Origin of the sequence: Vaginella massiliensis (assembly GCF_900089075.1) — a bacterium.
Lineage (GTDB): Bacteria > Bacteroidota > Bacteroidia > Flavobacteriales > Weeksellaceae > Weeksella > Weeksella massiliensis_A.
Genome location: NZ_LT593747.1, coordinates 358295 through 374670 on the forward strand (window position 1 = coordinate 358295; position 16376 = coordinate 374670).

Annotated in this window: 6 protein-coding genes and 2 pseudogenes; 1 reads left to right on the plus strand and 7 read right to left on the minus strand. The window is 36.5% G+C overall.

What is annotated here, in order from left to right; all coding sequences use genetic code 11:
• Positions 1–110: 110 nt before the first annotated feature.
• Complete coding sequence (locus BN8061_RS09035) at positions 111–2435, minus strand: ATP-dependent helicase (protein WP_068598594.1); 2325 nt, start codon at positions 2433–2435, stop codon at positions 111–113.
• Between the two features lie 446 nt (positions 2436–2881).
• On the opposite strand from BN8061_RS09035, the pseudogene BN8061_RS09040 reads away from it, so the two are divergent.
• Positions 2882–3760: pseudogene (locus tag BN8061_RS09040) on the plus strand (IS982 family transposase).
• 26 nt (positions 3761–3786) lie between these two features.
• Here the strand turns inward: BN8061_RS09040 and tamL are convergent.
• From tamL to BN8061_RS09065, 6 genes and pseudogenes are all read right to left on the minus strand, one after another.
• Entirely contained in the window at positions 3787–6123 is a 2337-nt protein-coding gene (gene tamL, locus BN8061_RS09045; protein WP_094745976.1) for a translocation and assembly module lipoprotein TamL, read from the minus strand.
• Between the two features lie 15 nt (positions 6124–6138).
• The gene (locus tag BN8061_RS09050; protein WP_068598598.1) at positions 6139–11136 is read right to left on the minus strand and encodes a translocation/assembly module TamB domain-containing protein; all 4998 of its coding nucleotides are present in this window, start codon (positions 11134–11136) and stop codon (positions 6139–6141) included.
• Between the two features lie 82 nt (positions 11137–11218).
• Positions 11219–11380 (minus strand): annotated as a pseudogene (locus BN8061_RS12450) (IS982 family transposase); the annotation flags it as partial.
• Entirely contained in the window at positions 11349–11855 is a 507-nt protein-coding gene (locus BN8061_RS09055; RefSeq protein ID WP_068598599.1) for a hypothetical protein, read from the minus strand. The pseudogene BN8061_RS12450 and the gene BN8061_RS09055, both read right to left, overlap by 32 nt.
• Before the next feature lie 154 nt (positions 11856–12009).
• Positions 12010–12759 carry a M48 family metallopeptidase gene (locus BN8061_RS09060; protein WP_235802727.1) on the minus strand — a complete coding sequence of 250 codons (750 nt, stop codon included), beginning with the start codon at positions 12757–12759 and terminating at the stop codon, positions 12010–12012.
• Between the two features lie 291 nt (positions 12760–13050).
• Positions 13051–16368 (minus strand): DEAD/DEAH box helicase family protein, encoded by a 3318-nt coding sequence (locus tag BN8061_RS09065; protein WP_068598602.1) that lies wholly within the window; start codon positions 16366–16368, stop codon positions 13051–13053.
• Positions 16369–16376 lie beyond the last annotated feature (8 nt).

The following is a 16376-nucleotide window of genomic DNA, read 5'->3' on the forward strand; positions in this document are numbered from 1 at the left end:
TGAATTGCTAAAATGCTAAAAAAAATCAAAACTTTTGTTCTAATCAGCGTAATTCCATAAAAAAAAGTTGAAGGATGCCTTCAACTTTCGGTTTTAATCGTTCTGAACAATTATTTCAAAATCTTCAACTTTGCAAAATTCAGCAAGAGTTTTTTCTCACCAGCATTGTCAAATAAAATGATTGCTTTTGCGTCTTGCGGCTCGCCTTGTATTTCTTTCACAATTCCTTTCCCAAAACGGTCGTGTACTACGACATTTCCGATTTGTAAGTTGAGATGATTCGCAGCATTTTGTGGCTTAGATTTTACTTTGTCGATTGGTTTTAGATTGGTTTTTTGTATTGGTTTCGGACGAGAAGCGTTTGGATTTTCGCGTGCAATCGTAGGTTTACGAGGAGCAGGAGTATCACCAAACAAGTCGGCCGATAGACCGCTCGCATTCGAAATTGGCAATCCAACATTCAAATTTAGCCAATCTAAATGATGATCGTCTATCTCTTCTAAAAACCGAGACGGTTCACTGTCGACAATTTTACCCCATCGAAAACGCGAAACAGAGTAGGTGAGGTAGGCTTTTTTTTCGGCTCGCGTGAGGGCTACGTAGAACAATCTTCGCTCTTCTTCTAGGTCTTGTCTAGAGTTGAGATTCATCATCGAGGGAAACAAGTTTTCTTCCAATCCGGCAATGAAAACGTGCGGAAATTCTAATCCTTTTGCCAAATGCACCGTCATTAAACTCACTTTATTCGGGTCGTCGTCTTCGTTGTCTGCATCGGTAGCCAAGGCGATATTCTCCAAAAATCCGCTAAGTGAAGGGTCGCCATCTTCCAACTGATTTTGTTCGTCTACAAAACCTTGTATCGAGTTCAAGAGTTCTTGTACGTTTTCTAACCTCGAGATGCCTTCTGGCGTATCGTCTTCTTTTAGCGTACTCAACATTTTGGTCGTCTTTGCCATATCCATGGTTACCTCGTAGACATCATGGTTTTTCAGCATGACTTGATAGCGTTGAATCAGCAATACAAAATCGTTCAGTTTGTTTGCCGTTGAAGTATTGATGCTGATGGTAGGCGCATAAAAATGTATATTTTCTAACACCTGAAAAACCGAAATTTGATGTTGATCGGCAGCGATGAGCAACTTAGAAATAGTCGTTTGTCCAATTCCTCTCGCCGGATAATTAATGACACGCAACAAGGCTTCTTCATCGTTCTGATTGATCAACAAACGCATATAGGCGACCAAATCTTTTATCTCTTTGCGCTGGTAGAACGAGATTCCGCCAAAAACGCGATAAGGAATTCCTTTTTTGCGCAAAGCCTCTTCGAGGGCACGAGATTGAGCATTGGTACGATACAAAATCGCAAAATCGCTGTATTTCAACTGCTGCGTCATCGAGTTTTCGAAAATACGCGAGGCGATATAGCGCGCTTCGTCTGCATCGGATAAGGCACGATAAACCGGAATTTTTTCGCCCTCTTCGTTGGCAGTCCAAACGTTTTTTTTGAGCTGATCTTGATTATGAGCAATGATCTGATTGGCTGCATTGACAATGATTTGGGTAGAACGGTAATTTTGTTCCAACGGAAAAACTTTGGCATCGGGATAATCTTTCTGAAACGATAATATATTTCGAATGTTCGCTCCGCGAAAAGCATAAATTGACTGAGCATCATCTCCCACAACACAAATATTTTCGTATCGTGACGCCAATGCTTTTACAATGAGGTATTGCGAGTGGTTGGTATCTTGGTACTCGTCTACCATGATGTATTTGAAGCGTTCTTGGTATTTTGCCAATACGTCTGGGAAGCGCGTTAAAATTTCATTTGTTCGCAACAGCAAATCATCAAAATCCATTGCGCCCGATTTGTAACAACGATCGACATAGGCTTTGTAAATATCGCCCATGCGTGGTTTCATCGCTTCGGTATCTGCCTCGATGAGTTGCTGGTTGTTGAAATAGGCACGCACTGTAATCAAATTATTTTTGTATTGCGATATTCTGCTCAGCACTTGTTTGGGTTTGTAAATGTCTTTGTCTAGCTGTAAGTCGTTGATTACTTTGGTCATAACGCTTACGGCATCTTGTTGATCGTAAATGGTAAAATTTGACGGATAGCCGAGTAGTGGAGCTTCGGTGCGTAAAATACGAGCAAAAACAGAGTGGAAGGTACCCATCCAAAGATTTTTGGCTTCACTCGCGCCGACCACCGCTGCAATACGTTCTTTCATCTCACGCGCTGCTTTGTTGGTAAAGGTAAGCGATAGGATATTGAATGCATCAACTCCTTTGTTCATCAGGTGAGCAATGCGGTAGGTAAGTACTCTTGTTTTGCCAGAACCAGCCCCTGCAATAATCATGACAGGACCTTCTGTGGTTTCTACAGCTTGTCTTTGAGGTTCGTTGAGTAAATCTAGATATTGTTGTTCCATTAGGGCAAAGATAATTCTTTGTCTTCAGATATAAAATGTTAGAATTTACTTGTTCGAATAATCGGTGCGATGAGCGTTAGAAAAAATGGCGTATTTTCTAGAAAAGCACTTGAAAGAAAGTTAACGACTTTATCTGCAAAAATATAAAAATATTCTCCGCATAATTTGCGGTGATTAAGGTGTTTTTTCTCTGCAAGAGTATTAAATAATCCTTTCTGCAACTTTGTCAATGGTACTGCGGAAAAGCTTTTGTGTAGCGATTACTTCCCGATGCAGAATGTAAAATTTCGTTTATTAATAGTAGTTTTAGAGTATTGAGGTGTACGAAAGTAGTACATAATTTATAATTATAAACCTGTTGTGCATTTAGGAATTAAAAAAGAAAAAGATTGTCCATTTGATTAAAAAAAACCGTATATTTAATTGATTACCAAGTCATTAAATATATCAACAATCTTATTCAAAACTACAAAATTATTTTAAAAGAATTGACACACACCTGTAAATATATTACTGCAAGTAAGCAAATAGGCTTCCAAAAATGTCTGATTAGGAACTTGTGGCACTCAACCTCACTGCAGAATATATGTCTATTAACTCTGAACTACAGTTATTTAGATACATTTCAGGGACTGATTTGGAGGAAAGAATTGAAAGGAGTGTCTACAATAGAAGGAAAAGAAAACTTTTTCCCTACATTGAAAAAATCAGAGAAACCTTGAGCAGCAAGTTTTCGGATTTCACCGATGTCTTTATTGTGGATTCCACGCCAATTGAAATCTGTAAAATAAGTCGGGCAAATCGTTCTGCAATCTGTTCCACGGATGAGATCAAACCTGCATATGGATATTGTGCCGCACAAAAATCTAGGTATTTTGGCTATAAACTTCATGCGGTTTGTGACAAAAATGGAATCTTCCACTCGTTTGATTTTTCCCCTGCAAATGTTCACGACGTGAACTATCTGCACGACATTAAGGAGAATTTTGAAAACTGCTTATTAATCGGCGACAGAGGGTACATCAGCAAAGAACTCCAACTGGATTTATTCAACTATTCCAAGATAAATCTTTCGGTTCCAATGCGTAAAAACCAGCATAATTTTGTGGAATTTTCCAAGACAAAACCAAAAATCAGGAAGAGGATTGAAACCAATATTTCGCAACTGTGCGGACAGTTCTTAATAAATATTAACCTCGCAAAAACCTTTCAAGGTTTGGCAACAAGAATAGTATCAAAAATAACTTCTTTTACCATGATTCAATATCTAAATTTTTTCGTTCTTCAAGAGAAGTTTGAATAAGTTAAAAATTAATTTGTGCTAAATGCACAACAGGTAAATTTAAACTGATTAAAAAGGATAACCAATCGCAATATTCAAAACTAAATTTTGTCGACGCCAATCTTTATTCCCAAAATCGATTTTATCGAACATCCAACGATCATTTTTCTCGTAGTAAGGTACCCGCAACGGCATTGCCAAATCTAGTCGAAGAAGCAGAATAGAAAAATCCAAACGCAGTCCAACGCCCGCTCCTACCGCCATTTCGCTCAGCCAATCTTTGGAAAATTTCGCTCCTGGGCGCGTTGCATCTTCATTGACCAGCCAAACATTTCCTGCATCTGCAAAAACACCTACATTCAAGAATCTATAAATATTGGCGCGATATTCCAGATTGGTTTCCAACTTAATATCTCCGGCTTGATCGAAAAATAATTGGCCGGTTTGCGTTCGCGGATCATAACTACCAGGACCTAAAGTTCTAGCCCGAAATGCGCGAATACTATTGCTACCTCCGGAAAAAAATTGTCGGGAAAACGGAACCGTAAGCGAATTTCCGTACGGATACGCAATTCCAGCAATTACCCGCGCGGCAACACTTTGTTTACTGGAAAGCTGATGGTAAAATCTAAAATCGTTTTCCATTTTGGCATATTGACTGAAAGGCACACCGAAAATCTGCTTTTCCTTGCCTTCTTTAGCATTAGCTCCGGTGATTAATCCTGTGAGATTCCCGGCCAAATCAACATAACCTCGATAGTACATCGTGTTGGTTTTAGGCAGCATCGTATTAGTGTAGGTGTACGAATAAGTTGGCCCGTAAATTAATTGCTTCTGGATTGCCTGCTGCAAATACGGTTTGTCCTGAATATAATTTTGGTAAACTTCGGTCACATTTTCAGGTGCTACCAAGGTAACATCTAGCAATTTCAATTCATGTTCCTTTCGGATATTTTCTTTCCATAGATATCCAAACGACGCATTGAAATTGTGCAAAGTGTACCATTTGCTACGGCTTACATATTCATAACCGATTCCGGCATTGGTACGCGGAACAAAAGCGCTTGAGGATTGAAAATTAAATGGTGTCAACAACCTTGGAACAGACAATTGAACATTCGCGCCCGCTCGATAGATATTGCCTTCCCCTCGTTCGTAAACGGAAGATCTCCCACCCATCTGCATATCAAAAGAACCGAAAACAGATGCCTTCAATTGCTCCGCACCTCGGAAAATATTTCGGTGAGTCCAATTGAGATTGATCTCTGAACCTGCATAATTTGCCGAATTGGTTTTACCTAAGGCTTCCGCTCTTAAAGATTGAAATTCCTTAGGAGTAAGCAAGTAATAGGCATCAAATTTATTCGTTAAGCTATCGGAAATTACAAATTCATTTTTTACAAATTTGAAAACTCCAAGACTGATCAATCGGTTCAAAGTCAAATTATGGTCCGCACGATTGTAGATGTCGCCTTTTTTAAAATACAGCGCCCTTTCAAACATGACCGGACGAAATTTTTTCTTAGGATCAACATAATAAAAATCCTTGTAAGCTTCAATGGAATCTATATTTACAGGGATTTTATATACATTTTCTTTCACATCGCGCAAGTTGTAATCGGCATACACAATTACATTATTGATGCTGAATTGTTTTTTGGCCAGTTCTGGCGTTTCCTCTTTCAATTTTACAGCAAGTTCGACCTCCGGTTTGCTGGTAACTGTACTGTCGGCCTGAACAATGATATTATCCGGATGAAAGTAATAAAAACCATTTTCCTTCATCCGATTATCAATTCTTTCACGCTCAGCTTTGATGACATCGAGGTCGAAAGGTTTCCCCTTTTTCAGTAATGTTTGATCTTTTACCAATTGAATTTCACGGTTAATTTTGGTGCTGTCTTCCGGAAATTTCACATCGCTGATGAGATATCTTGCTCCGGTTTTCACATCATAAACCACTTTTGCAGTTTTCCCATTGATAATGGTATCGTACTGAGCTTTCGCATTGAAATACCCTTTATTTTCAGAGTAGTTTTCAATTATATCTTTGTTAAATTCCCGGTCTACATCGCCCAAAAGAACAGGTTTCTGCCCCACTTTATTTTTCAGCCAATTGGTAATTCCTTTGTCTTTTTTGGGCTCCGGGGTAATATTGTAAATCCAAACACGCGGTCGCAAACCCAAAATTGAAGAATTGGGTTTTGGGGTGAGATTATCCTCCAAGCCGTCTTTCAATGAAGATTTTTCTTTTTTGGAAATCGTGTCATTAATGATATTAATTTTCGCTCCAGTGTAGAGTTTTTCGTTGGGTTGTAATCTTTCGGTTCCGCATGAAAAAAGAACTGCAGCGACAGAAATACCTGTTGCTATTTTAATATTTTTAAACTGAATTGTATTTCCCATAAATTTCATCATCAATTATTTGAATTCAACTGCGCTATTTTTCTGCATTGCTTTTTTGGTTCTTCGGATCTCACGGTTTTGTTTCGCTCGTTGGAAAATATCTTTGAATTCAGTATAATCCAAAGTGATGACAAACCCAACTCCAGTTTCGATAATTTGTCCTTGCAAAGCTACTTGATACTGATTTTTCCGATATGCACGAAGGGTATATCTGCCATCTTTCGATAAAGCGTAATCTGCAGTAATATTACCCGCAATATTAGTCATTTCCTCATTTTGGCGTGCTTCTCCTTCGATTCCGAAATTGCTTCCAACGGTGATCTTCAGGCGGTCATTTAATAGTTTCTTACTTAAATTTACATTTAAATCGGTTCTTGTATTTTTGTTTCCCGATGAATATTCTTCATAACTGTCAAAATCGAAGGTCAGATCTACACCAGCTATTAAATCCTGTGCAATATTATTGAGCTGCTGGGACAAGATTTGGCTCACACTCTGTCTCGCCATCGTTCCGGCAGAAATTCCGCTTTGACTTTGGAAAGGATTATCGCCTATGAAACGATTCAAAATCAACAGTGCAAAAACCTGTTTGTTGAGTTCCGATTCATCGCGACGGAGCTGGTTCAGCTTAGTTTCAACATTGTCGATGACCTCTTGATTAACCGCATTGTTATTTTCATCGGTTTGAATATCAAAAGTAATCACCGGTTTCAGCAATTCTCCTTTTAAAACCAATAACGTATTGAAAGGAATCCTCTGTTTATAGTAGTTCAGCTGATCTTCGGAAAGTTGCTGCTGCACCAAATCAATCGGCGCTGCATTGGTTTTATAAATCGCGGTAAAATCCAGGTTTGCGGTGGTTGGTTCGCCGGTCCAGGTGATGGTACTACCCTTTTGGATATCGAATTTTCTTTTAATCATGTTAAAAGACATTTCATACGCCCCACTTTCTACCTGATAAACGCCTACCAGCGTAGTTTTTCCCGATGGATCCACACCTCCCGTCAGTTCTGCTTCCCCTTGAAGTTTCACGAAATCTCCACTGGCTTTATCGATCAATAATGAAATTTTAGCTTCTTTGGTTAAAGAAATATTCACATTAACATCCATTCCTTTGATGCCGGTTTTCGCATCGATGCTGTCGGCTTTTATGGTTTTATTGAGGACAATTTGGTCCTGATCGATAAATTCCACAATACCTTCTCGATCTTTTATAGTAGGTGATGTTTGAGGAATCACAAAGGTAAAATCGGTTTTGTCGGTGACTGCTAATTTACCATCAACCTGTGGCAAATCCAAATTTCCGGTAATACCAAGATCGGCATCAATTGCCAAAATTCCAAACATCATCTTATCGTTATCCGGTTGAGAATCTACCGCCATGAAATCTCTTGCCCTAAGTTTTAAATCAAAAGCAAAGTCCTTGTAATTTTGGGTTAAAATGTCGCCATCAAAAGTCAATGCATTTCCTTGTGAATCCTTCACTTTAAAATCATCAAACACAATTCCTCTCGGTGCGAATCTTATCTCATCATCAAGATGTCTGAAATTGCTTCCGGTTTTCACAATTTCTAAACCAACATCATTGAATTTCAACTTCCCTAATATTTTCGGACTTTCGGTTTTCCCCGTGATGTCGAAATTTCCGGAAAGGTAACCTTCAGTATTTTCAATGGCATTTAGGGTAAACCCTTGAACCGATTTCATTTGCAGACGATTAATTTCCGCTTCTAAATCAAGAAGTTGCGATTCTATATCATAATCTCCGGTAATTTTCACATCATTTTCAAAACCAGAAAGTGCAACATCGGCATACAAAAGTTTTGCAGTTTTAGTATTCACCTTTGCTGCGATATTTCCGATTGGATTTCCATACATCACCAAATCTGTAACATTTAGATCCGAAGTGAAATTGAGGTTTTTATAATCCTTTAACCTCACGTTTCCATCGATGGTTCCTTTCGCCAAAAGAGAATCTTTTTTCAGCATTTCGGTGATGGTTTCTATTTTAAAATTTTTCAAATCAACATTCAGCGGGCTATTCGCGTTTTCATTTTCAGAATTTATGGCAAGACTGCTTTCCCCGTTGCTGAGCAAAAAATTGCGAGCGAAAATTCCATTATTTCCGAAACGCAGCACATTATCTGGCGCGACATTCCAGTTAGTGTAATTTAACTTTAAACCATCCGGATCCAAAGAAATTTGTGTTGCATTTTTAAGCGATTGGGCACTTCCGGCAATCAAAAATTGTTCAACATTTTTCTTGTCTTTTGTTGAAACTCGATATGTGATGAGATTGTTTGCAACGTTTCCGGTTGCAGCAAATTGATTTAGAGCCAATTTTTCACTTGAAATCTTCTGCGCCTTAAGCTGATATTGCAATGCGTCATTATCATTAGAAACTTTAAACGAAGCATTTTCAATTAAATTTTCTCCATATTTTAAATTCGGAATTTGCGCATCAACATTGATGTTTTGGGAATCTGCATTGTAATTTACGTTCATGGTAATGGTCTCAAAACTTTTGAGTTCCGGAACGAATTTTCTAATTAAATCATCATCTTTCAAAGTCGCCGTAAAATCGAAATATTGATGCGGATCGATTCGCTGCTTTTTCTTGCCCACATCATAGTAATTGCTCACTGTATTTTGCAGCGCACCGAAAATTTGCGATAGTTTGTATTTTCCGGTCATGGTAAAATCCGCAACTTGAGAATTGAAATATAAAGCGTTTGAATTCGCAGTAGTTTCAGCTTTCAGACGCATTTCCTGAATCGGTAAAACTTCTTTGGTGTCTGAAATTGCAAACTGATCCAAATTCAAATAACCATTCAAGAAATCAGGATTCAAATTGGTGAATTCGCCATCAATGTTTCCTGCCAAAATTAGCGGATCTTGGTAGAAACCTAATTTGTAAAGATCAAGTTTGGTGATCGTTCCGCCCAATTTTACGCTAGAATTTTTATCAGACAATTTTCCGGAGGCCAATAAATTGAGATTTGCATTGGGATCATGTGAGAGAAGATGAATATTATATTTACCAGAATTCAATTTGCCGGAAAGACCAACGTTTTGATAGCGGTAATTTTGATAATCAAATGCTGCCAAATTTCCTTTAAAATCCAAGTTTCCATTCTTAAAATTAAAGCTTCTTCCTTTTGCACTCAACCTTCCTCGAACAATCCCCAGGTCTTTATTTTGGATGATTTTTCCGATTTGCAAATTCGCCAAATTGGCATTAACAGCATACGTTTCTGCATTTTTTCTGCGCATATCGACCAGTGCGTTCAGCACAACATTTCCCAAAGTTGAAACCATTTTCAGTTTCGTATCGACCACTTTTGTTGTTCCGCGGGCGACTCCCGAAATAGCAAAATATGAAGGCAAAGAAATATTGGAAGGAACGGTATTTTTCGGCAAAATCTTCAATATAGTTTTTGCGGAGGAACCTAAATTTCGAATTTTCAAGTCATAAAATAACTTATTGGGATCGGTTGCATTTCTTACCACTCCAGAAAGCGCCAACTTCAAGTCACCCAATCCGGATGCTTGTAAATTGGCAATCTGCATCTCATTCATCGTTCCTTTTATCCTTGCGTCCAGATTGATAGTACCATTAGGATAAGTATTGAAAGGTGGTGTGTTTCGTAAATCCGGAGCGAAATTCAACAAATCTGCCAAACCAATTTTTGAATTGTAGATATTTGCTGAAATACTTACTGCACCAAGATTTGCGGATAATTGTTCGATGGAATTGTAATTTAAAACGATTTCGTCACGCAAGACCGTTCTGGAAGTTTCTAAATAAAGGTTTTTTAGGTATGCTTGCTTTTCGCCATACACAAAATCGGTATTGAATTTTCGTATTTCAAGGTTGTTCTTCTCCTTAATTTCAGCTTTTTTTACTGTTCCTGCGAACGTTCCATTCTGCATTTTAAAATCTCTCAAATCGAAATTCAGTTGAGAAAAATCGAGATGGTTGAAATCCATTCCCCAAGATTTTTTGGGCATCGCGGTATTGTTGTATGAAACCTTTACATCATCTAAAATAGCTTTACCTAGAAGCAGATCCAGCGATTTTTCGGCAGGTGATGGAAGATCAGAGTCTTTCGCTTCTTTTTGAGGTGCCGAGAACATTTTCGCATCAATATTTGCACCTTTCAAAAGAAATTGATCGACCTCATAACTCTGGTTTTCAATATCGAGTTTATTGATTTTTGTATTCAGTTCATTAAAGAGAATTTTGGCATAAGTTTTTGAATTATCGTCGCCATAATCTACATTAAAATTGGTGAATTTTATTCCATTTAATGCTAATTTCATTGGTTTTTTTGCTCGAAGCGAATCCGCCTTTTCATCAACCGTTTCTGCAACTTCTTCCAATAAATCTTGCTTCAATTTTAACTTCAATCCATCCAAAACAATATTTCCCACGGCATACGAATTGCGATCAAGATCGAAGGTTTTCACCCGGGTATCGAAATACTTGAATTTAAGATTAATATCATTCCTGGCTTGGTTATCTATAAATGAAACATTGATATTCTGCAACTTAATTTTGTCTAAAGAAATGACGAATGGCTTACTTTCACTTTCCTGCGAATCTTTTCGGGCAAAAGCATCGATAAAATAATCGAAATTAAAAGAACCATTTTTGTTTCTTACAACATTAGCTTTCACTCCATCTAAATCAATTGAAGTAAGATCGACGGTGTTTTTTAAAAGCTTGGGAATGTTTAATCCGACATCAAACTTTTTGGCATACAGCAACGTATCCACGGTTTGGCCTTGCAGATACAGATTTTCCATCACCAAACTATTCGGAAACGTAACATAGAACCGATCGAGAGAAACTTTGGTTTTTACCTTTTTCTCTAAATATATTACCAACCGGTCCTTTAAAAAATTTTGAATTACCGGTAATTGTAAGCTCAAAACACCTGCGCATAAAATTGCTACAAATATTCCGACACCGATGAGAATTTTTTTGAAGTATTTTTTTGTGTTTCCCAAACCTTTGTTTTTACAAAAATATTTAATCTTAAATGAAATATGTTCAAAATTTGCTAAAATAATTACACCACCTGTTGTGCATTTAGCACAAATTAATTTTTAACTTATTCAAACTTCTCTTGAAGACGAAAAAATTTAGATATTGAATCATGGTAAAAGAAGTTATTTTTGATACTATTCTTGTTGCCAAACCTTGAAAGGTTTTTGCGAGGTTAATATTTATTAAGAACTGTCCCGCCAATTTCTTCCAGAGAAGCAATCCGCATTTCTATTTCTTTTCGCGGATCGGTATCTTTATGGATGCGAAACATTTGGTTGAGGCCATCCACCAAGGCCGGTTTTGTTTTGTCGGCAAGCATCAGAAAAGCAGAAAATTTAAAATCGGGAAATGCTTTCTGCGCTACATATTTCTGAAAAGCCAAATCAAACAAGTAAGCTTTCCAGCCTCCGGCCATTCCTCCCTTTTTCCCCACAAAGGTGTAATCGTCCTTCGGATCATAAGATTTCGCTTTAACCTCGATCAGTTTTACGTTTGAACCTTTTTTATCTACAATATCGGTTCTTACGAACAGGTTTTCTGAGGCAAATGCTGCTTCGAAAAGGCAGATATTCCCCTGCTCAAAAGCTTTTTTGGTAGCATTGACGGCTTTGTCATATTCATAATTTTCAGCATCTACAAATCTGCCGGACGGATAAGAAAGCCGCGCCAGTGCTTCCACCTGAAAGCCGCCTTTTGCAGTGCTTCCAGAAACGGATCCTCTACTTTCTTATTGGCATACCCGCTGTTATCCGTAAAATACAGTTTGTTGGGGCATTCCAGGCCGAGTTTGAAACGGGATTTGGTGAGGGATATCATTAGCAATGTAAAATTCATTAATCAATGATTTCATTTCCTGCCACAGGAAGCGCATTAAGTTCACGCTGATATTCCCGCCAGTTGGGCATATACCGATCAAGTAACGCCCGGAATTCATCATTATGATTCCGAACTAAAAGATGTAATAATTCATGCAAAATGATATATTCCAGGTAAGGCCGGGGTTTTTTTGCAAGTTCGAGATTCAGGATGATCTTTTTCTTTTTTTCATTGCAAGAGCCCCATTTGGTCTGCATTTTTCTTATCTCCCAGCTTTCACACTGCAATCCCGTAATTTCCTCCCATTTCTTCAACAGTGCCGGCACGGTTGCCTTCAGATAGTTTCTGTAAAACTCGGTAAATACTCGCTGTTTAGTTTCTTTATCCGCTCCCGAACGGACATACAATTCCAAGTATTTTTTATTCTTTATTTTGATTTCTGCCTTTCCGGAATGATCGATTACTTTCAACAAATAACGTTTTCCATCAAAGAAATGGCTTTCGCCAGTGATATACTCTCTTGGCAATTCACGCTGCTGTTCCTGAAAAAGCTTCTGTCTTTTTTTTATCCAGTGAATTTTCCCAACCACAAATAGCCGTACGGCTTCGTCCGGAAGATCCGAAGGTGCAGAAACACGCACCCTTCCGTTCGGCGGATATACCGTCAAGTGCATATTCTTGATGTCTTTTTTTACAACATCCACCGTAATATTGGAAACTGTGAGCCGGTACTCGCTAATACTCATCCTGGTTTTTAATGATTTCAAAAATTTCATCAATGGAATAACCTTCCGGAAGATGATGTCTTATCGCAATTTTAATCTTCTTTTCCTTTATCGCATTACCCCGAAAACCGTCCATCTTACTGTACCGCACGGCTTCATCCATCAACACCGCCAGTTCCTCATCTTTTCCTAAGTTGTCGTACAGGGCCTGTTTGGCTTTAGTATTAATGGTTTCAGGATAATTACTATTAGTTTGCCAGTAAAAGATATAAAGGATTATTCTTGTAGAGAAATAGATATTTAAAAAGGAGCAAAATTTGCTCCTTTTGTATATTAATCCTCTGCTGCTATATGAATAGCTGTTTGTTGTTCTGGATATGGTTTAATTAAATATTTCTCAAAATCATCACATAATTGCGATAGTATATCTTTTGTTTCTCTTTTAAAGAATTCTCCCAAATCCTTGTTTTTAATCGTGAACTTACGATATAGCTTTGAGAAATCTTTTAATATTTCTTCGTGTGAAAATGAAGAACTTGTTGATGTCATTTTAGCTATTAAGCGTTTACCATCTGCATCTGACTTAATGTATTCAAAGAATAAAGTTATCTTTTCTTCAAAATCTTTGATTAATGCATCTATTTCTTCTTCTTCTTCTTGATTGCGTTTTTCTATAACCTTTAGGATGTTGTATTTAAACTTATTCGGTTTATCACTATCAGTCGGTGTAGGATTCTTGGTTTTAGATTCTTTCTGTTTGTATTCTTTTGGAGCGACAATCCCAATTCTGTTGTCAAAATAGATTTCTACATCATCAATAATTTCTTTTGTACCATTAATTTGGTTATAAATTACATTGTATCTATGCCAAAATTCTAAGAAAATATCTTCTGAATATTTTTTGTCCAACTCTATCACAAACTCTATCAAGTTTAGGATTTTGAAGTATTTCAGTATTTTAGATTTTATTGCTTTAGCCTCTTTTTCATTATTGCGAATAAATGTATCTAAATCATTTTCTAATTCTACAATAGTCTGTACTTCTAATTTCCCTTCTTTATAAGATTTAAAATTGGCAAAATGCTTTTTGAATAAATCTTCTGCTTTTAATTCTTTAAATATTTCTACTAATCTTTCTTCATCTCCTAATGGATCAAAATCTGAAACCACTACATTAGAAAAATGCTCAAAAGCTTCTTTTATATTTTTTACATTAATGTTTTTATAAGAGAAATCTACAATCTTACAATCGTTTTTATATTTCGCTGTACGATTAACTCTTGAAATCGTTTGAATAGCGTTAATTCCTCTAATTTCTTTATCTAAAAATAAAGTATGTAATTTAGGTTCATCAAATCCTGTTTGCAATTTATCTACAACGATGATAATCCCATTTTTAGCTATTTTAAAATTTTGTAAAACACGTTCTTCACTTAAACCACTATTTAAACCACTACAACTTTGATACTCTTGGCTATCTGAATAAACGATATATACAGGAGCATCTGCAAAGCGTTCGTATTTTGGTTGTTTGGTTATTTCAGCATAATATTTTGATATAAAGTTTTTATACTTAATAGCCGCTGGAATAGATGATGCAGAAAGCATTGCTTTGGCTTTTCCTCTTATTTGATGATAAACCGTAGTTACTAATCTTTCTACTATAAATTTTGAAATGGCTTCTATACGTTCAGTATTTAGATAAATTTTCTTTTTACGAATTGCATATTTCTTTCCATATTCATCAATACCTGTATCGGTGTCGTCAGGTATTAGGTCAAAACCATATCCCATATCTCTTTCAAATCCTTCTAAAAAATTATCCGGAAACTCAAAATACATTTTGGCTGAAACAGGAACAATCCCTCTAATTGGATTCAAAATATACCCATCATCAATAGCCTCTTTCATTGTATAACTATCAAAAGGAATCCATAATTTTTCAGCTTCTGCATAACGATTGTATTCACCAAATCTGGCTAATGTATGGTCGCTTGGTGTTGCTGTAAAACCAATGATTAAATTCTTTTTGGTACGCTGTTGTGTATAGGCATCATTATTATCGAAACTTGCTTGTAATTCGTCAAAAACGCTTAACATTTCTTCGTGTTGTGTACCACTATTGCTACGGTGTATCTCATCAATCAAAAATGCTATTCTTAGATTGGCTAAATTTTTAACAACCGTTTCATCTAATATGGTATTGACAGAACCAAACTTTTGTAAGTTGACTACTACAATTCTTTTGTCTGAACTTAAAGCATCAATAAAACTTTTGCGGTCTGTAGCTTCTATAAACATTGCTTTTTGAATGTTCATATTGTGCATTTTAGAATCTAATTGATCTCTTAACTGCAAACGGTCTACCACCAGCATTACTTTGTCGTACACATATTCGCCTTCTTTGCGTAAGTCTTTTAATTGTAATGCTGTCCAACCAATAATATTTGATTTACCAAAACCTGCTGCATACTGTAATAGTAACGAATACACATTTTTGTTGTTTTGGTATTTTAAACGCTTATTAACTAATTCTTGTACACGTTCTTCTCCAATTCCTTTTTCTCGTAATTCGGTTTCTAATTTTTTGATAAAATAGTCTGGTTCTTGCTCGTGTTTTAAAAATTCTTCTACTTTGGCTAAAACCTTATCTGTACCGAATTTTTGTTTAGGACGTGGCGAAATTAAACGACCGTCATTATGTTTGTATTCTTTGGTTTTGCTTCCATCTTTTTTGATTAACTCACGCTCGATAAAGTTGTAATACAGAATTTCTTTTTCTATCATTTTTTTATCGTACAAGGCTCTAAATACTTCTTCGAAACGTGCTAACTTATCCGCATTAGGATTAACTAATGGATAGGGTTTAAAGTCTTTCAGCATTTTCTTTTCGTAATCCGAAAAGTCATAATCACCTTTGGTATCGGTTGCTTTAATATCATCAAAAAACGTAGCTATGTTTCTGATGACAAAGGTATCTGATAAATCGGTAGCCGTGATATGAATTGCTTTTTCGAAAATATGTAAGAAGTCTTTACGAATGGTTTGCGAAATGTCGTTTTTATCGGCTATTACCAAATATTTTTGTGTAGCAGATAGGTAATCTTTCATTACTTTATGACGACCATTTTTACCTGCTGTTTGGTTGTTCCAATTGCTTTTCAGTTCGCTATAACCTAAATATATACCGTTTAAGAAAAAAGAGAGATCGGGACGAAATGAAAATCTCGTTTTACCTTCGTGTTTAAATACATAGGGTAACTCTTGTACAATGGTAAATATATTTTCATCGAATGATTTGTCTTCTTGCAATACACTTCCACTTGGATAAAACAGATATATCTTTACACCTTCAAAAGTAACTGACTTATTGGAATTGATAAATACCGCCATATTCATAGATGATTTTATTTTGTCATCTAAGAATGAAGTAAAAGCATCCATTAATTCTTTTTCGGAATCAAATTTTTTAAGCAATTTTTTATAATTGCTTTTGTTGAGTGAGGTTTCTGAAATAAAGTATTTTAAATCTTCTGTGATAAAAAATTTAGGAGAAACGGTATTGGCTTTTGCTTCTTTGTAACCTAATCCTTCTTTAATGTCCGTAAAGAAATGAATGATGTATTTATCTTGTAAGTCGAGTTCTTTCATAATTATAG